The sequence below is a fragment of the Belnapia sp. AC561 genome, from assembly GCF_979252845.1.
Window position 1 is genome coordinate 1 of the sequence record NZ_CEEDBP010000166.1, and the last position, 284, is coordinate 284.

The 284-nt window shown below is 72.5% G+C and carries 1 protein-coding gene; it reads left to right on the forward strand.

The annotated features are described in order from the left end of the window. Positions 1-282, forward strand: a 282-nt coding sequence (locus AC0IW9_RS30595; protein ID WP_471652074.1) for a hypothetical protein, incomplete at its 5' end; no start/stop codon positions are given. Positions 283-284 lie beyond the last annotated feature (2 nt).

Consider the following 284-nt stretch of genomic DNA (forward strand, 5'->3'; position numbering starts at 1 on the left):
TCATCGGACATCGCGCTGCCGACCGACGGCTACCGCGCGCCGACCGATGCCGGCCGCATTCTCGGCGGACAGCTCAGCGCACCCTATCTGCCGGGTACCCCGATCGACCGGCGTCCGGTGCCGACGATGGCACCCCAGACCGACGCCGCACCCGCGATCGGCGCCACCGCAACGGTTCCCGCCGTCCCGGTCCCGCAAGGGCCGGTTGGCGAAGACCGCGAGCGCGCCCTCCCCGCGTCGTCGAAGAAGGGCAGCTCCGTAATGCCCGGCTTCTCCCGCTGATG